Consider the following 21,281-nt stretch of genomic DNA (forward strand, 5'->3'; position numbering starts at 1 on the left):
GTGACTGATTCTCGAGAAGACTCCGGCGACGCCGCACATCCCGGCGAACGGGGGCGGTTCCGCGCCGCCACCCCGCCGGCGAAAGCTGCACCCTCCCGACCGGCCCGGTCGTCCCGACCCACCGGATCGAGCGGGTCCGACACCGGTGAATCCACCGGCGGCACCGATTCCGGGGCCGACCACTCGAAGCTGAACATGTCGCCCGCCGAGCGGGCGGCGACGGACCCCCGGCTGACGAAGGCGACCGCGGCAGCGTCGAAGTCGTCGAAGTCCGGTGGTTCCTCCGGCGCGACCGTCACCGACACCGGAGACGGCGACGGGGCCGCCTCGGGCTCCTCAGCGACGACGGCGTCGGACACCGACGTCGTCAGTGCGACCGGCTCGATGGCGATCGCCACCCTGCTGAGCCGCATCACCGGCTTCCTGCGCACCGTGGCGATCGGTTCTGCGCTCGGCGTGGGGGTCGCCAGTGCCTTCAACACGGCGAACACGCTGCCGAACCTCATCACCGAACTGGTGCTCGGCGCGGTGCTCACCAGCCTCGTGGTGCCGTTGCTGGTCCGCGCGGAGAAGGAGGATCCGGACCGCGGCGCCGCGTTCATCAGACGCCTGATGACGTTGACCTTCACCCTGATGATCACGGTCACGGTGGTCGCGGTCGCCGCCGCACCGTTCCTGACCACGGTCTCGTTGGATTCCAACGGCCAGGTCAACATCGGCATGTCCACCGCCTTCGCCTACCTGGTGCTGCCGCAGATCGTGTTCTACGCGATGTTCGCCGTGATGATGGCGGTGCTGAACACCAAGGGCGTCTTCAAGCCGGGTGCGTGGGCTCCGGTGGTCAACAACGTGGTGACCCTCGGTGTCCTGGGGATCTACTTCCTGCTGCCGAATGACACGAAGCTCGGCAAGGACGACGTCGTGTCGATCACGGACCCGCACATCATGCTGCTGGGTCTGGGCACCACCCTCGGCGTCGTCGTGCAGGCCCTGATCATGGTGCCGTACCTGCGGAAGGCCGGCGTCGACATCCGGCCGTTGTGGGGGCTGGACGACCGCCTCAAGCAGTTCGGCGGCATGGCGCTGGCCATCGTCGTCTACGTGGCGATCTCCCAGCTCGGCTGGATCCTCAACAACCGCATCGCCTCCGCCGCCGACTCCGGCGCCCCGACGTTCTACACCCAGGCCTGGCAACTGCTGCAGGTGCCCTACGGCGTGATCGGTGTGACCCTGCTGACCGCGGTGATGCCGCGGCTGTCCCGTAACGCCGCCGACGGCGACGACAAGGCCGTGGTCAAGGATCTGACGATGGCGACCAAGCTGACGATGCTGGCCCTGGTGCCTGTCATCGCCTTCTTCACCGCCTTCGGCACCCTCATCGCCCCGGCGCTGTTCGCCTACGGGAGCTACTCCCTCGACAACGCGAATATCCTGGGCTGGACGATCAGCTTCTCCGCCTTCACGCTGATCCCCTACGCGATCGTGCTGCTGCACCTGCGCGTGTTCTACGCCCGCGAGGAAGTGTGGACGCCGACGTTCATCATCGCCGGCATCACGGTCACCAAGGTCGCACTGGCGTACGTCGCACCGCACGTCGCCAGCGAGCCCCGCCTGGTGGTCGTCCTGCTGGGCGCGGCCAACGGCATAGGGTTCGTGGCCGGTGCCATCATCGGCCACCGTCTGCTGAAACGCTCGCTGGGGCATCTGGGCATGCGCAGCGTGCTCACGACCTCACTGTGGGCCGCCGGCGCCTCCGCCGTCGCCGCCCTGATCGTCTGGCGGCTGGACGCACTCGTGGACCGCTTCCTCATTCCGGACGGCTTCATGTTCGGTTACCTTCTCCGCATGATGATCGCCGGCGTGATCTTCCTGGCGATCGTCATGCTGATCATGTCGCGCTCGAAGCTGCCGGAGGTCATGACCGTCGGCGCGACGCTGGCCCGGCTGCCCGTCGTCGGACGGTTCTTCGCCGGCGCCGTCCCCGAGGACGAGCAGGGGCGTCCCGCGGCACGCATCACCGAGATGCCGATCGCCGGCATGGCGGGCATCACCGGCCAGGACGTCGCGGGCCCGGCGATGCCGCCGTTGTCCGCCGGGCGTGTGCGCGGCCCGCGTCTGGTGCCCGGCGCCCCGATCCTGCAGGGTCGGTTCCGGCTGTTGTCCGACCACGGCGGCTCACCGGCGGCCCGGCTGTGGCAGGCCCGCGACAACGAGTCCGGGGACCTGGTGGCCCTCACGATCCTCGACCCACAGGTCGCCGGGGCCAGTTCGAACGAACTGCTGGAGCGCAGCGCCACCCTGGCGAAGGTGCCGTCGCCGGGTGTCGCCCGGGTGCGGGAAATCTGCAACGCCCGCACGCTGGTGGTCGTCGTCGCCGACTGGACCGACGGGGCCCCGCTGACCCGCGTGGCGGAGTCCGGGCCGGACCCGCTGGCCGCCGGCTACGCCATGGCCGATCTGGCGGACGCGGCGGCGGACGTCGCCGACCTCGGCGGTTCGCTGGGCATCGACCACCGCAACCGGCTGCGGATCAGCTCCGAGGGACGCGCCGTGCTCGCCTTCCCCGGGGTCCTGCCGGGCGGGTCGTACCGCCAGGACGTCCACGCGGTCGCGGTGTCCCTGGACATGCTGCTGAGTTCCGTGCCGTCGGAGCGGATCCCGGCACAGCTGCGGGAGATCCTCGCCGACGCCAAGCAGGTCGACGGTGTCGACGCACGGCAGTTGGCGTCCCGGCTGCGGGCGGCCACGACATCCGAGTCGCCGGACGCCGACCTGGTGACCAGTGCCGACGTGGCACCGAACCCGGAGCAGCGTGCCGGTTTCGGCGCCGCACCGGAGAAGCCGGGACGCACCGCACTGTCGGCGACGGTGACGATCGGTGGCCTGTTCCTCATCGTCGCGTTGATCGTGGTCGTCGTGGCGTACTTCGGCGGTGACCGCCGCGACTCACCGGTGACCACGGACTCGATCCGGGGCGGACAGTCCACCACCGCCGAGGCGGCCGCTGAACCGGAGGTCGTCGGTGTCGCGGACGCTACGGAGTGGGCGCCGGCGGAGAGTGGCACCGGAACCCTGGACAACCCGGAGGACGCGCCGCTGGTCATTGACGGCGACGCCGCGACCACATGGAGCTCGGCGCAGTACGTCGACCAGCTGGGTGACGGGCCGTCGTCCCTGAAACCGGGGGTAGGCCTGCTGCTGTCCCTGGACGGGTCGGCCTCGGTGACCTCGGTGGACCTGGAGGGTGTGCCGGAGGGGACCCGGATCGAGCTGCGCACCGGGTCGGGGGACGTGACTGCGGTGGACCAGACGGAACTGCTGGACGCGGAGACCGCGTCCGAAGGGACGCTGACCCTCACCGGCCCCGACGGTGGCTCCGCACCTGCCGGTGACCGGGTACTGCTGTGGATCACGGAGCTGCCGATGCCGGAGGCCGCCTCGGTGGGGGAGGTCACGGTGCACGGCGTGCGGGAGTGATCCCCGGGGTCGCCTGAATCGACCGAAGTACTGTGCCGTATCCAGTTTTCTGGATACGGCACAGTACTTCGCGATACGTCGGGCGGTGGAGAAAGTTGTCCACAGGCCCACCGCGGGCCGCCGCGACAGGCTAAGGTTGTGCACAGCGCTTTCCTCCACGGGGACGGAGGGGAGCAGGGGACACATTCCATTGGGGGAATTCATGACCATGTCAGCCATCTCGACCACGCCCGCGGCACCCGCACCGGGGGCAACAGGGGCACCGGGAGTAACGAGGACACCGACCGACGCCGAACTGCTGCGCCGGCACCTCACCGGATGCACCACCTCATTCACCACACTGATGGGCCGCCATTCCGGACTACTGGGCTGGGCGCTGCACCAGGCCGGTGTTCCCGTCGAGGACCGGCCGGACGTCCTGCAGGACGGGCTGCTGAAGATCCACCGCACGGCGGGGACCTTCCGCGGTACCGGCTCCGCGGCCTCCTGGCTGCACACCATCATGCGGAACACCGCGCTGACACACCTGCGCGACAGCCGACGTCGTAACGACGAGCTCACCCGTGCCGTGGAGCTGGGGGAGCGGCTGCGCAGCATTCCCGACGACCGGTCGGTCGACGCCGGCAGGACCGTCCACCGCATCATGCTCCACGAGGCGGTCAGCCAACTTCACCCCGGCCTGCGCGACGTGATCGTGCTCACCGACATGCAGGACTGGTCGCTGCGGGACACCGCAACCCACCTGGGTATTCCCACCGGGACGGTGAAGTCCCGCCGGGCACGGGCCCACCGCCACCTGCGGGACCGGCTCGCCGAGGCCGGGGTGGCACCTGCGGTGTCCGCCACGTCGCTAGAATCGTCGTCATGAGTGATTCCACCCCGTCTGTGCACGACGTCGTCATCATCGGTTCCGGCCCCGCCGGCTACACCGCCGCCATCTACGCCGCCCGCGCGGAACTCAAGCCCCTGGTGTTCGAGGGCATGGACTTCGGTGGTCTGTTGATGCAGACCACCGAGGTCGAGAACTTCCCCGGGTTCCCGCAGTCCATCATGGGACCGGCTCTGATGGACGACATGCGCAACCAGGCCGAGCGCTTCGGGGCGGACCTGCGCATGGAGGACGTCGTACGCGTCGAACTGGACGGAGAGGTGAAGAAGGTCTTCACCGACGACGAGGAGTTCCACGCCCGCACCGTCATCCTCGCCACCGGCGCGGAGCCCCGCTACCTGGGAGTCCCCGGGGAAGAGGCCCTGCTGGGGCACGGTGTCTCCGCCTGCGCGACCTGCGACGGCTTCTTCTTCAAGGAGAAGCAGATCGCCGTGATCGGTGGCGGTGACTCGGCCATGGAGGAGGCTGACTTCCTGACGAAGTTCGGTGACCGCGTGACCATCATCCACCGTCGTGACGAGTTCCGCGCCTCGGCCATCATGGAGGAGCGGGCACGCAACAACCCGAAGATCGACATGGTCATGAACTCCCGGGTCACCGAGGTCGTCGGCGACGGCACCGTCCAGGCGCTGAAGCTCGAGGACACGGTCACCGGTGAGACCCGTGAGATCCCGATGGACGCGATGTTCGTGGCCATCGGTCACGACCCCCGCACCGCGGTGTTCGACGGCCAGGTCGCACTCCAGGACAACGGGTACGTGAAGGTCGACGAGCCGTCCACGAGGACCTCCGTCCCGGGTGTCTTCGCCGCCGGTGACCTGGTGGACTCCCATTACCAGCAGGCCATCACCGCGGCCGGGTCCGGCTGCCGCGCAGCGTTGGACGCTGAAGGTTATCTGGCCGCTCTCTGAGCGTCCCCGGTGTCGGGCTTGTCCGGAACGTGACCCAACCGTGACCGCTCCGTGACTGTTCAACGCATGTTTCCGTGCTTCTACTCCCGCGGGTATTGTGGTGTGCACGCTCTAGCTCCCATCACCCTCAGGAGATCTCACCTATGTCCGAACCCGTGACCGTCACCCAGGACACGTTCCGCAGCACCGTGATCGAGTCGGACACGCCCGTCCTGGTGGATTTCTGGGCCGGGTGGTGTCAGCCCTGCCTCCAGATGGAGCCGGCGCTGGACAACATCGCCGCCTCCTACGACGGGTCCGTGACCGTCGCCAAGGTCAACGTGGAGGAGGAACGCGGTCTCGCCGCGATGTTCCAGATCATGTCCATCCCCGCACTGGTCGTGTTCCAGGGCGGCAAGAAGATGGTGGAGCTCCACGGGCGGCAGTCCGAGGCCGATCTCTCCGCCGCACTCGATTCCCTCACGTCCGCGTGATCTCTTCCCCTGACCATCAACGACCTGTGACGGAAACGAGAGGACAACGTGCACCGTAACTCACTCAAGTTGGGCGACAGGAGCCCGCGTGTCGCCGAGGTTCGCGGCACCCTCGCCCGGCTCGGTTTCATCGACGGCTTCACCGGCGACACCGCCGGGGACGCGGGTCAGCGCTGGTCCCCTGAAGACGAACTCTTCGACGCCGACCTCGACATCGCCCTGCGGGCCTTCCAGCAGGGGCGCGGCATCATCGCCGACGGGCACATCACCGACGGCACGCTGCGTGCTCTCCGGGAGGCCTCCTACACCCTCGGGGCCCGGGTTCTGTCCCTCCAACCTCCGGGACACTTCTTCGTCGGCGACGACGTCGCCGAACTCCAGGCGCAACTCCACGACCTCGGCTTCTACACCGACCGAGTGGACGGGCAGTTCGGCCCCCAGACCCATGACGCCGTACGGAAGTACCAGCTCAACTACGGTCTGACCAACGACGGCACCTGCGGCCCTGTGACGCTGCGGGCCCTGAGCTACCTCGGACGCCGGATCACCGGTGGTTCACCCCAGGCCATCCGCGAGAAAGAGCAGATCAGGGCCGCTGGGCCTCAGCTCACCGGCAAGCGTGTCGTCATCGACCCAGGACTGGGGGGCGACGTCCTGGGTCGGACCGTGACCGGACCGTACGGCACCATCACCGAGGAAGAGATCCTCTGGGACCTCGCCACCCGTACCGAAGGGCGCATGATCGCCGCAGGGATGGAGACCATCCTGTCGCGGCCCAGGAGCGACAACCCGTCCAGTCTCGACCGGGCGGCGCTGGCGAACGCCTTCGGTGCCGACCTGATGATCTCCCTGCGTGCTGACGTCTACCCGAACAACCTCGCAAACGGCGCGGCATCGTTCTACTTCGGATCGGAGATCGGCTCGTCGTCGCTGACAGGGGAGAAGCTCTCCGGGTTCATCCAGCGCGAAGTGACCACCAGGACGCCGCTGACGAACTGCCGCAGCCACCGACGCACGTGGGACCTGCTGCGGATGACAAAGATGCCGGCCGTCCAGTTCGTGGCGGGTTACCTGACGAATGACGACGACGTCGCCGTTCTCACCGACCCGGACAACCGGGACACCATCGCAGAGTCCCTAGTCGTCGCGGTGAAGAGGCTCTACCTGCTGGACGCTGACACCGCCCCGACGGGGACCTACCGCTTCTCTGACGTTCTCGAAGCGGAGAAGCTCGCCTGAGTCCCCTGACGTGCGCCGGACCCGGATGCGGCATCGGGGCAGGGGAGGGGAAGTGTCGTGGGGACGGAGGTCGTTCAGGCCCACTGGCCGCCGAGCACCGTGCTGAGCGGGACCCGGTTGTTCAGTAGTTCGTGGGCGTCTGCCGCATAGTTGCTGAACAGCGACGAACCCTCCGCCAGCTTCTTCCGGTAGCGGGGGAAGCGGGGATGCTTTCCTACGATGCTGAAGCCCTGTTGTTCAAGAATGTCCGCTGACAGGACCGGAGCCGCCTCGAGGTCCGCACCCGGCTGACCAGGTCGTTCCTCCCACCCGTGGTAGCCCTCGGGGATGTACCCGGCCGGTGAGCCGTCGGCGTCATTGCGACCGTAGGCTTCCACCGCGGCCACGCCGCGGCGTTCCGCCTCGGTCAGGATAGTGTCGATCAGACTGTGCTCCAGGTAGAGGCCCATGTACGGCTGCTCCACGAAGACGGTGGAGATCTGGATGGCGTCTCCGGACACCGGGCCGGACGGCATTGCCTGTGACCCGGGGAAATAGGCCGGGGGAGCGAAGAACGCCGTCGCTGCGGGCCGCTCACCGCTGCCCTGGTCGCCGGTCCCCACGAACGCGGTGTAGCCGCAGGTCCCCCATCGGTAGAGAACCGAATGGATCCACATCTGCTTGTCGAAGGACGGATCCGCGCTGGTCACCGACGGGTTCAGCTCCCAGAACATGTCCGCGCCCGCGGTAGGCGCCACCACATCACCACTGTCGTGATGCAGCGCGCTGTACCTGATCTCCACCGATCGCCTCCTTTGTCGGAGGTCGAGTTTACCCGTCCGCCAGGGGAGACGTCGCTTGTCCGGAGAATTCGGCGTGCAGGTCACAGTTTCACGTGAAACCGTGACCGCTCACTAGTCCCGCGGCAACTTCAGCAGATCAGTGATGCGTTCGAAATCGTCCTCGTCACCGAACTCGACGACGATCTTCCCCTTCTTCGCACCCATCTGCACTGTCACCCGGGTATCGAGGGCATCTGCCGCCGAGGTCGCCCACTGGGAGACCGCCTCAGGCTGCTCACGAGAAGTCCGGGCCGCACGTGCCGGCTGCTCGTCGCCACGGTTCAACAGGACGACGGCTTCTTCGGTGGCCCGGACGCTGAGGCCTTCAGCGATAATCCGGTCGGCGAGCCGGTCCTGCGCTTCCGCGCCGGCCTTGACACCGAGCAACGCCCGGGCATGCCCGGCACTGAGGACGCCGGCGGCGACCTTGCGTTGTGCGCCCACCGGGAGCTGCAGCAACCGGATCATGTTCGTGATCAGCGGTCGGGACCGTCCCAGCCGTCGTGCCAGCTCAGCCTGGGTGACATCGAACTCCTCCAGCAACTGCTGGTAGGCGTTCGCTTCTTCCAATGGATTGAGCTGCACCCGGTGGATGTTCTCCAGCAGAGCATCCCGGAGCATGTCCTGGTCGTCAGTCTCTCTGACGATCGCTGGGATCACGTCAAGGCCGGCCACCTTCGAGGCACGGAGCCGGCGCTCACCCATGATCAGTTCATAGGTGGAGGCACCGAGGGGGCGTACGACCACGGGTTGCAGGAGCCCGAACTCCTTGATCGAGTGAACGAGCTCGTTGAGCGGTTCCTCGTCGAACGTCTCCCGCGGGTTCTTCCGGTTGCGTTGGATGGCACCGAGAGGGAGTTCACGGTACGTGGCACCAATGTCGGTATCGGCCTGACTGTCCGGTGTCGCACCCTCACGTACCCCTGCGGGAGTAACGTCACTGTGACGTTGTCCGGCGGGCCCGAGAATCACGTCGGCGGCCCCCGCACCAAGTCTCGGTTTCGACGGACTCGTCGGAATCAGTGCGGCGAGTCCGCGTCCGAGTCCTCCGCGCTGAGTCTCGGTCTGCGGAAGTTGGGGGAGGGCCGGCTTACTCTTGTCTGACATCAGTTGCTTCCTGTCCTGAGTTCAGGCGCCACACCGATCGGGGCGGTCTCGGGGAGGGGGAGGTAGTCGCCGCGTTTCGCGAACTCGACCGCGGCGTCGAAATAAGCCAGAGCACCACGGGATCCGGCATCGTACTGCAGTACCGTCTTTCCGTATCCCGGGGCTTCCGACACCTTGACACTCCGGGGGATCTGGTTCTCCAGAACCGCGCTTCCGAAGTGACTGCGGACCTCGCCGGCAACCTGTTCGGAGAGTTTGGTGCGGGCATCGTACATGGTCAACAGGACCGAAGAGACGTGCAGTTCCGGGTTGAGATGTTCCCGAATCATCGAGATGTTGTTGAGCAACTGGCCGACACCCTCCAGCGCGTAGTACTCGCACTGGATAGGGATGAGCACCTCGGTGGCGGTGTTCATCGCATTGATGGTCAACAGTCCCAACGAGGGCGGACAGTCAATGAAGACATAGTCGAATCCTTCGCGTTCCAGGTAGGAGGGACTCAGTGCATCACACAGTCTGTACTCACGCCGCACCATCGACACCAGTTCGATCTCTGCACCAGCCAGATCGATCGTGGCCGGAATACAGAAGAGGTTCTCGTTCTCGGGATTCGACTGAATGACCTCTGCGGGAGCCTTTTCCCCGATGAGCAGTTCATAGCTCGACGGTGTCCCGATCCTGTGCTCGGCGCCGCATGCCGTGGAAGAGTTTCCCTGCGGATCGAGATCGACCACGAGCACTTTCAAGCCGTGCAGCGCGAGAGCCCATGCGAGATTGACCGCCGACGTCGTCTTACCGACCCCGCCCTTCTGATTCGCGATGGTGATCCGCCGGGTCCTCGGCGGCCGCGGTAGCGACAGGCGTTCGGGATTCTGTATACGAGCAGCTCGCCGGGCGGCATCGGCGATGGGTGTGTCATCCCACTCGGGAGGAATCATGAACGTCCTTTACGTGACAGGGTGTGTGGTGCAGTGCAAGATCGTTTCACGTGAAACAGTCTCCGTGCCGCGTGCTCTTCCATGAATAGCCTAGTCCCCACGAGAGCACCGAACAACGAGAGTTTCACGTGAAACCGTCGTGCGAAATGACAGCGTTGTCATTCAGCGTAGGCGTTCGACATCGACCACGAAAGTGGGCTGCTCCAGCACTGCACCACCGACCTCCAGCACCGTGCCGGCCGAGCCTCCGGCCCGCTGGAGGTCCCGTGCATCCCGCACCAGTTCTTCACCTGCGGACGACCCTTTCAGGGCCTTCACGTGGCCTCCCACGCGGGCCAGAGGCAGGGACCAGCCCATCAGTCGGCCGACGGGCGCGACCGCCCGCGAGGTGACGACGTCTGCACCTCCGACAGCCTTGCGGATCTCCTTCTCTTCGGCGCGGCCACGGAGGACATCGACATTGCGCAGACCCAGGTCCGCCACGACCTCGTTGAGGAACGTCACCCGGCGCAGCAGTGGTTCAACCAGCTGGACATGAAGGTCGGGACGGGCGATCGCCAGGGGAATGCCCGGAAGCCCCGCACCGGAGCCGATGTCGACCACGCGGGCGCCTTCGTCGATGACTTCGCCGAGCACGGCACTGTTGAGGATATGCCGCTCCCAGAGCCGACCGACCTCTCTGGGGCCGATGAGCCCCCGGACGACGCCTGCGTCCCTGAGCCACTCCGCGTACGCCACAGCGACGCTTTCACGGTCCCCGAAGACCGTGGCGGCCTCCGGGGGAGGGGACGGGTTTTCCTGGGACGAGAGGTGCTCTTCTGACTGGCTCACGCTCCCAGTGTAGCGATGATCCGGACGCGGAAATACAGAAGACCCCGCTCCCTCAGGGGAGCGGGGTCACGGCAGGGAAGGACTACTTACCGTCCTGCTTCTTGTCGTTCTTGTCGTTCTTCTGGCTTTTCTGGTTCTTCGGCTTCGCCCCGGGCTTCGGTGCCGTGGAGCGCTTGGCCTCGATCTTGGCCGCCTTCTCCGCCTCTTCCTCGCGGTCCATCTTCCGGAACACCAGGACCTGCTGCACGAACATCCAGGAAGTGTTGGCGCACATGTAGACGGCCAGGCCGACCTGCCAGAGGAAACCACCGGCGAACATGAAGACGGGCATGACCCAGACCATGAGCTTCTGCATCATCATCATCTGGTTCTGCATCATGTCTTCCTGCGCCGTCGCATTCTTCTTCTTCGGCTGCGCGGCCTGACGCTTCTTCTGGCGGTCCATCGACATGCGTGCGTTGAAGTGCATGAGCACCGACGCGATGAGCATCAGCGGCAGGACGATGATGACGATATTCCACTGCTGGAAATCCACCGAACCGTCAGCGGCGAACGCACGGTAGGAGTCCTTGTCCATCGTGATGAACGCCGACAGCGGGGTGCCGAACAATCGGGCGTCGAGGAAGGACTGCACCTCGTCGACGCCGAAGAAGTAGTTCGGAGTATTCCTGGTTTCCTCGATCGACATCCCGAGCTGTCCGGTTCCCGTACCGGTGCGGTTGAACGAGCGGAGAACGTGGAACAGACCAAGGAAGATCGGGATCTGCACCAGCATCGGCAGGCAACTGGCCAGCGGGTTGACGCCCATCTCCTTCTGGAGTTTGCGCATCTCCATTGCCTGGGTCTGCTGATCCTTGGCGTACTTCTTCCGGATCTCCTGCATCCGGGGCTGCATCTCCTGCATCTTCCGACTGGAGCGCAGTTGCTTGATGGTGGGGCGGACGAGGAGGCCACGGATCGTGACGACCAGGAAGATGATCGCCAGGGCCCAGGAAAGGCCGGAGTCTGGCCCCAGGACAAAGCCGAAGACTTTGTGCCAGAACCACAACACCGCCGAGATGGGGTAGTAGATGAAGTCAAACACTGCTGGAGGAATCTCCTTGTTGTTAACGGACGGTCATCTGCGCCTCCGGCGCCGGACCGGGGGGACCGGGTCCCAGCCGCCGGGATGCCAGGGACCGCACTTGGCGAGGCGGGCAACACTGAGGAGAAAGCCTCTCACCACGCCATGACGGGAAAAGGCTATCAGGGAGTACGCGCTGCACGACGGCTCAAAACGGCAGGACGGTCCTAGTTTAAGGGGTGAAAGATGGTTCTGGTAACCACGAACCATCCGACGCAGTACACGCGCCCGACCCCGGGACACGTCCCACGGGTCAGTCGGTGAGTCGGCGGAGCGCACGTCGCACATCGGATTCCAACTCCGAAGAGGTTGCCTGCCCTGAGGCGGGGAGAGCCCGGATCACGATGTTGTGCCACGGCTCCAGGGGGAACTCGTCGAGAAGTCCGGCGGTGACATGCCGCAACTTCCGGGAGACGGCATGCCGGGTCACGGCATTGCCCACCGCCTTGGACACCACCAGCCCCATCCGAGGCCCCCCGGAAACGACGGTGTCCGTCTGACCGTGCACATAGACAACCACCGTGCGAGCCCCCTTCTTCCGACCCCTCCGGACAGTCTCACTGAAGAGTGAGGATGACCGGAGCCGGTGTTCGGGGGCAAGCACGGTGGTGTGGGTGCGTCGCGCGTTAGGCGCTGACGCTGTCACGGCCCTTGCGACGACGTGCCGACACGATGGCGCGTCCGGCGCGGGTGCTCATCCGTGCGCGGAAGCCGTGCTTACGCGAACGACGACGGTTGTTGGGCTGGAAAGTACGCTTGCCCTTGGCCACGGTACTCACTCCTTATGTTGTTCAGTGCCGCGGCCGACCGGCACCGGCCGCCTCTCGGCGGACCAGCACCGGCCCATCCACCGCGACTGCGGTCAGGTGGGTCGGAGAACCGGTCAGGATCATCATGATCCCGGGCCCTCCATCCGTTCGATGACGGGGGTGAGAGTCAGAGACACCGGAAACCAGGTGCAGTGACACTCGAAGACGCTTACGAGCCTACGTGCTCACACCCGCAGATCAAAATCTCCCCCAATAACAGGCGTGTCATTCTCAACCCGATCCGGTGCAGGTCACGCTCGGAAACGGACAGGAACGCACACTTCACCGCCGGACGCAAGACACACATGGTTATCCACAGAAGAACTCGCAGGTCGCCGGAAAAATTCCCAGTTCACACCGCAGCCCTGTGGACAACTCTATCCACCCCCGAACCCTCAACTTCAGATTTACCTGTAGTATGCGCAGGTCAGACGGATATTCAGTCCGATGTTGAGGTTGTCCACAACACTGCAGTACCCTGTTGACAACTACCGCACCGAAGTTATCCACAGCTGTGGACAGCGTTGTGGATACGCAGGCCAACGACCATCCGGTGTTGTGCACATGAACGTCAGATTCCTGCGAATGAACATCCGGTGCCGCACTGTCCCCGACCCACCCGCCGAAAGGTGCCCGATATGCCCGATGCTGTGGACTTCAAGGAAGTCTGGGCCTCACTTCTCGACAGGTGGATCAACGCCGACGAGGACTCCGCGGAGTTCCCCCGTCTCAGCTCCCGGTCGCGCAGTCTGCTGCGCCAACTCACACCGGTGATCGCCGTCGACAACATTGCCGTCCTCAAGGCTCCATCGAAATGGGCGAGGACCGAAACCGAGAACAACCTCTCCGGACTGATCTGCGACCTGCTGGGGGAGGAACTGGGATCTCCCGTCAACAGCCTGTCGATCAGTGTCGATGAGACAGCCCCCGAGGTTGAGGCCCAGGCCCCGCCGGTGGCGGAACCTGTCGCCGAAGGAACCCCGGAGCGGCAGCGCCAGCACTGGGAGGACCTCACCGGAGCGTCCTACCAGCACCGCGCATCGACGACGACCCGTGCCGAGCCGCCGCGGATCGACCAGACTCGGATCGACCAGCCCAGGTCAGACTCCGTGGCCGAGCAACCCCGGAAAGTCACGGCGGAAGACACCGAGAACCGGCTGAACCCGCAGTACACCTTCGACACCTTCGTCACCGGGTCGTCGAACCAGTTCGCCAACGCCGCCTGCCGGGCGGTCGCCGAGAAGCCGGCCTACGCGTACAACCCCCTGTTCATCTGGGGCGAGTCCGGTCTCGGCAAGACACACCTGCTCCACGCGATCGGCCACTACGCCCGCGAGCTACGGCAGGGAATGAAGGTCAGGTACATCTCGAGCGAGGAGATGACCAACGAGTTCGTCAACGCTCTCCGGGACGGGCGCGGTGAGCAGTTCAAGCGTCACTACCGCAACCTCGACATGCTCATCGTCGACGACATCCAGTTCCTGCAGGGGAAAGAGAGCACGCAGGAGGAGTTCTTCCACACCTTCAACGCCCTGCAGCAGAACCACCGGCAGATCGTGCTGTCCTCCGACCGTCCCCCGAAGCAACTGACCACGCTGGAGGACCGCCTGCGTACGCGGTTCGAGGGCGGGTTGATCACCGACGTGCAGACGCCCGACCTGGAGACCCGCATGGCGATTCTCTCGAAGAAGGCGCAGATGGAGGGGACCTACCTGCCCGATGACGTCCTGGAACTCATCGCGAGCCGGTACGAGACCTCGATCCGTGAGCTCGAGGGCGCGATGATCCGCGTCACCGCCTACTGCTCACTCAGCAAGGAACCTGTGACGCGCCAGGCCGCCGAGATCGCGCTGCGGGACATCATGCCCGACCCGAAGGACGTCGAGATCACACCGCAGATCATCATCGAGGTGATCACCGGTTACTTCGACGTCACGGTGGAGGAGATGGTGGGCAAGGGGAAGGTCCGCCGGTTGGTCACCGCACGCCAGTTCGCGATGTACCTCTGCCGGGAGCTCACCGAGCTGTCGCTTCCCCAGATCGGCAAGGTCTTCGGCGGACGCGACCACACCACGGCGATGTACGCGGAGCGGAAGATCCGTAAGTCGATCCAGGAGGACCGCAAGACCTTCCAGCAGATCCAGGAGCTGACGCAGCGGATCAAGTCCCGCGCGCGACAGTAGTGCACAACTCTGCGCGCTCAGGACCTCCGACGTCATCGAGTTATCCACAGTTTCCACAGGCCTGTCCACAGCGGTGTAATTACAGACTTGTCATTTAGTGACCTTCATCACTTTTCTGGCATCTCGGCATGACCCCCCAAGCTGCGCGACCTGCTGGTTCTCCGTCCGCTCACCTGCCTGTGGATGAATTACACTCTTGTCATTTCGCAGGTCAGAACTCGACGAGAGCGACGGGGTACGAGCAAAAGACCAGGTCACGTCTGTGGATAACTCGCCAGGGTACGGGGAGTTCCGGTGCAGCAACTGTGAACAACTCACAACCCGGGAAAGTTATCCACAATCGCCCACAGTTATCCACAGATTCATCCACCGACTGTGAACAACTTACAAGAACGTCATCCAGCCGCCCGACCTGCGCCGCAAGGCCGCGTCCCGGCGCCATCCACAGACTGCACACCCCCTACTGCTTCTACCGGAGTCATCCATGGAAAATCCAAAGAAGAAATAACCGGTGTGTACAACCCTCACGGCCCGCACCGGAGGACGGTGTCCGTCAACGACGGACCCGGTACCGTCCCGAACCCGTGTCAGCTAGGGTTACGAGCAGAATCACGAACTTCACCGAAAGGACCTCAGGCGTGGACAATCAGTCCGTCAGTTTCACCGTGTCCAAGGACGATTTTTCCTCGGCACTGGCCTGGGTCGCCCGTACGCTGCCGAGCAAGGCATCCCAACCGATCCTCCGGGGTGTCCTCATCGAAGCCACGGATGACGGACTCCAGCTCTCCGGCTTCGACCGGGAAGTCTCCACGAAGGTCCGTGTCTCCGCCGACGTCTCCGACCCCGGCAAAGTCCTCGTCGCAGGACGGCTGGCCTCCAACATCATCGGAGCCCTTCCCGACAAACCGGTCCGGATCGACTACGACGGGACCAAGGTCCTGGTCAACTGCGGAAGCTCCCACTTCGAACTTCCCGCCATGACCATCGACGACTACCCGGTGCTCCCGGACTTCCCGCAGATCGCCGGATCCCTGGACCCCCACCTCTTCACCGAGGTCATCGGACAGGTCGCCATCGCCTCGAGCCGGGACGACACACTGCCGATGCTGACCGGTATCCGCATGGAGATCGACGGAGAACATCTCGTCCTCGCGGCCACCGACCGTTTCCGTTTCGCTGTGCGGACCCTCGACTGGGTCCCTGCCCGGGCCGACATCTCCGCGGAACTTCTCATCCCGGCAAGGACCCTCGCGGAAACCGCACGGTCCCTCGACTCCACCGGTGAGCCGGTGGAGATCGCCCTCGACCAGGATGGCGGTCGTCTCCTCGGTATCTCCACCGCGGACCGTCGGACCACGACGCGTCTGATCGACTCCGACTTCCCGAAGTTCCGGTCCCTGTTCCCGAAGACCCACACCTCCCTCGCCAGTGTCGAGATCGCTCCACTGCTGGACGCGATCCGACGTGTCTCCCTGGTCACGGACGGCAACTCCCCGGTGAAGATGGACTTCGAGGAGGGGACTCTCACCCTGTCCGCCGGTGGCAGTGACCTCGGTGTCGCCAAGGAGCAGCTTCCCTGCGCTTTCGCCGGTGAACCGCTGGTCATCGCCTTCCACCCCGGTTACCTCAAGGACGGTCTCGGATCGGTGCACACCGACCGGGTCGTGTTCGGATTCAACCAGGCCTCCCGTTCCGCCGTCCTCGTCCCGGAACCCGACGAGCTTCCCGAGGTTTCCGCGGACGGCACCTTCCCCACCCCGGAGAGCTCCTTCACCTACCTGTTGATGCCTGTCCGCCTGCCGGGCTGACCGGATGTACATTCGCTCGCTCCATCTCGGTGACTTCCGGTCCTGGCGGCAGCTCGACCTCGAGCTCGGCCCCGGCGTCACCGTCTTCACCGGACCGAACGGACACGGCAAGACCAATATCGTCGAGGCCGTCGGCTACCTCGCCCACCAGAGTTCGCACCGCGTCAGTTCCGACGCGGCGCTCGTCCGGGAGGGGTGCGATTCGGCGCGTCTGTCGGCGACCGCGGTGAACCAGGGGAGGGAGTTGACCGCCCATCTCGTCCTCAACGCGCGCGGAGCCAACCAGGCGGCGGTCAACCGGACACAGGTGAAGAACCAGAGGGGAATCGCCGGCATCGTCCGCACCACCCTGTTCGCCCCGGAAGACCTCGCCCTGGTCCGCGGCGAGCCCGAACAGCGCCGGGCCTTCCTGGACCAGACGATGATCGCACGGTACCCACGGCTGGCCGGGGTCCGGTCGGACTACGACAAGGCGCTGAAGCAGCGCAATGCCCTGCTGCGCCAGGGCGTGGACGAGGACGCGCTGGCCACCCTCGATGTCTGGGATGCCCGGCTGGCTCATCTTGGCGGGCAGATCATGTCGGCGCGTGCCCAACTCGTCCATGATCTGGAACCCCATGTGCGCGAGACCTACGCCCGACTCGCACCCGGCTCCCGTCCCGCACTGATCGGCTACTCGACCAGTGTCGACCTCGGTACGCCGGGTGATCCCCGGCTCCTGGCCCCCGACGTCGCCGAGGCCGTCCTCCTCGAGAGTTTCGCCCGGCGTCGGGACACCGAGATCGACCGGGGGACCACCCTGACCGGGCCGCACCGGGACGACCTCTCCCTGGTGCTCGGGACCCAGCCGGCGAAAGGATTCGCCAGTCACGGTGAATCCTGGTCGTTCGCGCTGACACTGCGTCTGGCGGCCCATCGCATGCACCGCGCGGACGGGACGGAGCCGGTGGTCATTCTCGACGACGTCTTCGCCGAGCTCGACCGTGCCCGTCGCCGCGCCCTGGTCGATCTCGCCTCCGATGCGGAACAGGTGCTGATCACCGCCGCCGTCGGCGACGACATCCCCGACGACCTGCGGACGGTGGCGGCCGTGCACACCGTCTCCGCCCGCGACACCGGTGACGGCAGAATCTCGGAGCTCGACAGTGACCCCGGGGAGTGACGCAGGGAGCGGGGCCGGCCCCGACCCCGGTGCCGAAACCGCCCCCGACCCCGCAACCGATCCGGGACGCGATCCGGTCGCCGAGCGCATGGAGATGCTTCGCGCAGCCGCGGGAAAGCCCGGCCGGCCCGTGCGGAAGAAGGGGCGCCGTCCCCGGACGATGAAGACCCGCTATGACGGGCGGCTCGACCGCAGCTACCGTGATCCCGGCCAGTTCAGTGAGCTGGTGCAACGGGAGATCAAGCGCAACGGCTGGGGCCGTAACTTCGCCGCCGGGTCACTGCGGAGCGCGTGGCCGGAGATCGTCGGCGAGAACATCGGCCGGCATACCCGGGTGGTGATGTACAACGAGAAGAAGCGTCAGTTGCATGTCGAGAGCGATTCCACGGCGTGGGCGACGAACCTGCGGCTGATGCAGAGCACGATCCTGAAGACGATCGCGAAGCGTATCGGGCCGGACGTGGTCGCCGAACTGAAGATCTACGGACCCAAGGCCCCCAGCTGGCGGCACGGGCCCCTGCACGTGAAGGGACGCGGCCCCCGCGACACCTACGGCTGAGGCCTTTCACCTGGTACAATCTGGGGGTTAACCCATTTGCCGAAAAGGAGCTGAAGCGACTGTGGCCGAGGCCGAGAACATCCCCGCCGAGAACACCCCCGCCAACGGAGACTACGGCGCGGACTCCATCACCATCCTCGAGGGACTGGAGGCCGTCCGCAAGCGGCCGGGCATGTACATCGGGTCCACCGGTGAGCGTGGTCTGCACCACCTGATCTGGGAGGTCGTGGACAACTCCGTCGACGAGGCCATGGCCGGCTTCGCGACCCACGTCGAGGTCACCCTCCACGACGACGGGTCGGTCGAGGTCTCCGACAACGGCCGTGGCATCCCGGTGGAGATGCACCCGACGGGCCGTCCGACGGTCCAGGTCGTGATGACCGAGCTCCATGCCGGCGGCAAGTTCGACTCCCAGGCGTACGCGGTCTCCGGTGGTCTGCACGGTGTGGGTATCTCCGTGGTCAACGCCCTGTCCACCCGCGTCGAAACGGAGATCACGCGGGACGGATTCCTGTGGCGCCAGCTCTTCGAGCGGTCCATCCCGGCCGAACTCGAGCAGGTCAAGAAGGCCCGTGGTACGGGGACCCGGCAGCGGTTCTGGGCGGACCCGGAGATCTTCGAGACCACGGACTACAACTTCGAGACGGTCTCACGTCGCCTGCAGGAGATGGCGTTCCTCAACAAGGGACTGACCATCACCCTCACCGATGAGCGTCTCAGCGTCATCGAGCAGGAGAACGAGGCGGAGGTCGCCGCCGAGTCCGTGGAGGATGCCGCGGCGCCGAAGCCGGACGAGGACAAACGTCCGGCGCCGAAGGAGCGGAAGAAGGTCTTCCACTACCCGGACGGCCTCAAGGACTACGTCAACCACCTCAACCGGACCAAGACGGCGATCCACCCGTCGATCATCGGGTTCGACGCCGACGGTGACGACCACGAGGTCGAGATCGCCATGCAGTGGAACTCGGGCTACTCCCAGTCCGTCCACACCTTCGCCAACACGATCAACACCATCGAGGGCGGCACCCACGAAGAGGGCTTCCGCGCCGCGCTGACGTACCTGATGAACAAGTACGCCCGCGACCACAAGCTGCTCAAGGAGAAGGACACCAAGCTCACCGGCGACGACTGCCGCGAGGGCCTCGCCGCGGTGATCTCCGTGCGTGTCGGCGATCCGCAGTTCGAGGGTCAGACGAAGACGAAGCTCGGAAACACCGAGATCAAGAGCTTCGTGCAGAAGATGGTCAACGAGCACGTCTCCGGCTGGTTCGACGCGAACCCCGCCGAGGCCAAGGCGATCATCAACAAGGCCGTGTCCTCGGCCCAGGCGCGCGACGCCGCACGCAAGGCCCGTGACCTCGTCCGGCGCAAGTCCGCCACCGACGTCGGCGGCCTCCCCGGCAAGCTCGCCGACTGCCGGTCCAAGGACCCGGTGAAGTCCGAGCTCTACATCGTGGAGGGTGACTCCGCCGGCGGCTCGGCCAAGTCCGGCCGTGACTCGATGTACCAGGCGATTCTCCCGCTGCGCGGCAAGATCCTCAACGTGGAGAAGGCACGCCTGGACAAGGTGCTGAAGAACAACGAGGTCCAGGCGATCATCACCGCCCTGGGAACCGGCATCCACGACGAGTTCGACATCTCCAAGCTGCGCTACCACAAGATCGTGCTGATGGCCGACGCCGACGTCGACGGCCAGCACATCGCCACACTGCTGCTGACGCTGCTGTTCCGTTTCATGCGCCCGCTCGTCGAGGAAGGCCACGTGTACCTCGCCCAGCCGCCGCTGTACAAGCTCAAGTGGGGCAAGGGTGAGCCCGGTTTCGCCTTCTCCGACGCCGAGCGCGACGCGCAGCTCAAGGAGGGCCTGGAGAACGGCCGGAAGATCAACAAGGACGACGGCATCCAGCGCTACAAGGGCCTCGGCGAGATGAACGCCAAGGAGCTGTGGGAGACCACGATGGACCCGACCGACCGGATCCTGAAGAAGGTCACGCTCGAGGACGCCGCCAGCGCCGACGAGACCTTCAGCATCCTCATGGGCGACGACGTCGTCGCCCGCCGCAGCTTCATCACCCGTAACGCGAAGGACGTCCGGTTCCTCGATGTCTAGCGTCGCCAGCGTCGCCGTCTCCATGCCCGGCGGCAGCACCTCACCGGTGCTGCTGTTCCCGGGAGGTGACCGACCGCTGGTCATGGTCTGGCCGGGACTGGGCATGGGGGCACGCTACTACCGTCCGATCGCCGAGGCACTGGCTGAGCGTGGCTTCCCCGTCGCCGTCGGTGAACTCCGTGGGCAGGGTGCGAGTTCCGCCGTGGCCACCCGCACACAGTGGTGGGGCTACCACGACCTGGCCTCCCAGGACTACCCACGGTCGATCCGTGAGGCCAAGACGGCCCTCGGCCTCACACCCGACCACCCGACCGTCCTGCTCACCCACTCGATGGGTGGGCAGATCGGGTCGTTGTTCCTCGCACGGGACGAGGCCCGCGAACTCAACGTGGTCGGGATGATGGGGGTCGGCAGTGGCTCACCCTACTTCCGGACGTTCCCGAACCCGGAACGCAACCGGCTGCACCTCGGCGGATACCTCATGCAGGGGGTCAGCAAGGTCCTGGGATACTGGCCCGACGGAAAGCTCGACGTCACGAACTACGGTCGGCAGTCCGGCGTGCACCTCGGGGAGTGGGCGAGATTCGGGCGCCACAACCGGCTGACCCGGCTGCACGGTGCGGACGTCGACTACATGGAGTCCATGCGCAGCGTCGACGTCCCGGTCCTGTTGACCAGGTACAGCAACGACACCTACTGCACCGTCGAATCGTGTGAGGCACTGGCTGAACTGGTGCCGGCGCAGGTCGAGGAGTTCCCCGGGACACTCGGGCACAACGCCTGGGCGCGCCAGCCGGAGGACGTCTCTGCGCGGCTCGACGCCTTCGTCGCCGCGCTCTAG

Annotated in this window: 19 protein-coding genes; 11 read left to right on the forward strand and 8 right to left on the reverse strand. The window is 65.6% G+C overall.

Going from position 1 to position 21,281, the window contains the following annotated elements; translation table 11 throughout:
• From murJ to PQI66_RS11655, 5 genes are all read left to right on the forward strand, one after another.
• Positions 1-3,477 (forward strand): murein biosynthesis integral membrane protein MurJ, encoded by a 3,477-nt coding sequence (gene murJ / locus PQI66_RS11635; RefSeq protein WP_339998479.1) that lies wholly within the window; start codon positions 1-3, stop codon positions 3,475-3,477.
• Between the two features lie 202 nt (positions 3,478-3,679).
• Complete coding sequence (locus PQI66_RS11640) at positions 3,680-4,345, forward strand: RNA polymerase sigma factor (protein WP_339998480.1); 666 nt, start codon at positions 3,680-3,682, stop codon at positions 4,343-4,345.
• Entirely contained in the window at positions 4,342-5,277 is a 936-nt protein-coding gene (gene trxB, locus PQI66_RS11645; protein ID WP_339998481.1) for a thioredoxin-disulfide reductase, read from the forward strand. Before PQI66_RS11640 ends, trxB begins: the two co-directional genes overlap by 4 nt.
• Positions 5,278-5,420: 143 nt before the next feature.
• Entirely contained in the window at positions 5,421-5,750 is a 330-nt protein-coding gene (trxA, locus tag PQI66_RS11650; RefSeq protein WP_339998483.1) for a thioredoxin, read from the forward strand.
• A 48-nt stretch (positions 5,751-5,798) separates the two neighbouring features.
• A complete protein-coding gene (locus PQI66_RS11655) occupies positions 5,799-6,989 on the forward strand; it encodes an N-acetylmuramoyl-L-alanine amidase (protein ID WP_339998484.1) in 1,191 nt (396 codons plus the stop codon).
• Positions 6,990-7,063: 74 nt separating this feature from the next.
• Here the strand turns inward: PQI66_RS11655 and PQI66_RS11660 are convergent, their stop codons facing one another.
• The 8 genes from PQI66_RS11660 to rpmH form a co-directional block, all read right to left on the reverse strand.
• The gene (locus PQI66_RS11660; RefSeq protein ID WP_339998485.1) at positions 7,064-7,771 is read right to left on the reverse strand and encodes a hypothetical protein; all 708 of its coding nucleotides are present in this window, start codon (positions 7,769-7,771) and stop codon (positions 7,064-7,066) included.
• Positions 7,772-7,882: 111 nt separating this feature from the next.
• The gene (locus PQI66_RS11665) at positions 7,883-8,917 is read right to left on the reverse strand and encodes a ParB/RepB/Spo0J family partition protein (protein WP_339998486.1); all 1,035 of its coding nucleotides are present in this window, start codon (positions 8,915-8,917) and stop codon (positions 7,883-7,885) included.
• Positions 8,917-9,855 carry a ParA family protein gene (locus PQI66_RS11670; RefSeq protein WP_339998487.1) on the reverse strand — a complete coding sequence of 313 codons (939 nt, stop codon included), beginning with the start codon at positions 9,853-9,855 and terminating at the stop codon, positions 8,917-8,919. The genes PQI66_RS11665 and PQI66_RS11670 overlap by 1 nt, the downstream gene beginning before the upstream one ends.
• Before the next feature lie 162 nt (positions 9,856-10,017).
• Positions 10,018-10,686 carry a 16S rRNA (guanine(527)-N(7))-methyltransferase RsmG gene (gene rsmG / locus PQI66_RS11675; RefSeq protein WP_339998488.1) on the reverse strand — a complete coding sequence of 223 codons (669 nt, stop codon included), beginning with the start codon at positions 10,684-10,686 and terminating at the stop codon, positions 10,018-10,020.
• 82 nt (positions 10,687-10,768) lie between these two features.
• Positions 10,769-11,770, reverse strand: a complete 1,002-nt coding sequence (gene yidC, locus PQI66_RS11680) for a membrane protein insertase YidC (protein WP_339998490.1) — start codon at positions 11,768-11,770, stop codon at positions 10,769-10,771.
• Between the two features lie 33 nt (positions 11,771-11,803).
• Positions 11,804-12,097 (reverse strand): membrane protein insertion efficiency factor YidD, encoded by a 294-nt coding sequence (gene yidD, locus PQI66_RS11685; RefSeq protein WP_339998492.1) that lies wholly within the window; start codon positions 12,095-12,097, stop codon positions 11,804-11,806.
• On the reverse strand, positions 12,063-12,413 hold the full coding sequence (gene rnpA / locus PQI66_RS11690; protein WP_339998494.1) for a ribonuclease P protein component: 351 nt from the start codon (positions 12,411-12,413) through the stop codon (positions 12,063-12,065). Before rnpA ends, yidD begins: the two co-directional genes overlap by 35 nt.
• Positions 12,414-12,435: 22 nt before the next feature.
• Entirely contained in the window at positions 12,436-12,579 is a 144-nt protein-coding gene (gene rpmH, locus PQI66_RS11695; RefSeq protein ID WP_339998495.1) for a 50S ribosomal protein L34, read from the reverse strand.
• Positions 12,580-13,256: 677 nt separating this feature from the next.
• Here rpmH and dnaA point away from each other — a divergent pair.
• The 6 genes from dnaA to PQI66_RS11725 all read left to right on the forward strand — a co-directional run bounded on the left by dnaA (position 13,257) and on the right by PQI66_RS11725 (position 21,281).
• Complete coding sequence (dnaA, locus tag PQI66_RS11700; RefSeq protein ID WP_339998497.1) at positions 13,257-14,801, forward strand: chromosomal replication initiator protein DnaA; 1,545 nt, start codon at positions 13,257-13,259, stop codon at positions 14,799-14,801.
• Between the two features lie 638 nt (positions 14,802-15,439).
• Complete coding sequence (gene dnaN / locus PQI66_RS11705) at positions 15,440-16,609, forward strand: DNA polymerase III subunit beta (protein ID WP_339998499.1); 1,170 nt, start codon at positions 15,440-15,442, stop codon at positions 16,607-16,609.
• Positions 16,610-16,613: 4 nt separating this feature from the next.
• Entirely contained in the window at positions 16,614-17,771 is a 1,158-nt protein-coding gene (recF, locus tag PQI66_RS11710) for a DNA replication/repair protein RecF (protein ID WP_339998500.1), read from the forward strand.
• Between the two features lie 88 nt (positions 17,772-17,859).
• A complete protein-coding gene (locus PQI66_RS11715; RefSeq protein WP_339998843.1) occupies positions 17,860-18,330 on the forward strand; it encodes a DciA family protein in 471 nt (156 codons plus the stop codon).
• A 61-nt stretch (positions 18,331-18,391) separates the two neighbouring features.
• Positions 18,392-20,440 (forward strand): DNA topoisomerase (ATP-hydrolyzing) subunit B, encoded by a 2,049-nt coding sequence (gene gyrB, locus PQI66_RS11720; protein ID WP_445228030.1) that lies wholly within the window; start codon positions 18,392-18,394, stop codon positions 20,438-20,440.
• A complete protein-coding gene (locus tag PQI66_RS11725; protein ID WP_339998502.1) occupies positions 20,433-21,281 on the forward strand; it encodes an alpha/beta fold hydrolase in 849 nt (282 codons plus the stop codon). Before gyrB ends, PQI66_RS11725 begins: the two co-directional genes overlap by 8 nt.

The organism is Corynebacterium sp. USCH3 (assembly GCF_037619475.1).
Lineage (GTDB): Bacteria > Actinomycetota > Actinomycetes > Mycobacteriales > Mycobacteriaceae > Corynebacterium.